Here is a 270-nt window from a genome sequence, read left to right as displayed (position 1 = left end):
AGGCCTTCGAGGCTGAACGCTCGGGCGAACCCGCCACCCTCATAGCCGCCCTCGGCCTGCACGCGATGACTCGGAATGTAGCCGAGAACCTCGTCCGTGCATCCCACGCAGAGGACGAAGGGCGTAGGCGCGGCCTCCCGAGCGCGCAGCGCGTAGTCGACGACGAGCTCGCCGCTGGCGGTGTGGATCGTGATCAGGTCGCCGATGGTCAGCCGCCCGAAACTCATGGCGCCCAGATCCCGGCCCCGGGCGATCCGGTCCGCCGGGACG

The 270-nt window shown here is 70.4% G+C and carries 1 protein-coding gene; it reads right to left on the bottom strand.

What is annotated here, in order from left to right; translation table 11 throughout:
• The coding region (locus SB773_RS31935; RefSeq protein ID WP_410594349.1) for a hypothetical protein at positions 1-227 on the bottom strand (227 nt) is incomplete at its 3' end.
• Positions 228-270: the final 43 nt, after the last annotated feature.

Source organism: Bacillus sp. SIMBA_074 (assembly GCF_046534555.1).
Classification (GTDB): Bacteria; Bacillota; Bacilli; order Bacillales; family Bacillaceae_G; genus Bacillus_A; species Bacillus_A mycoides.
The sequence above is the reverse complement of the archived record's forward strand: the minus strand, read 5'-3'. Positions and strand labels throughout refer to the sequence as shown.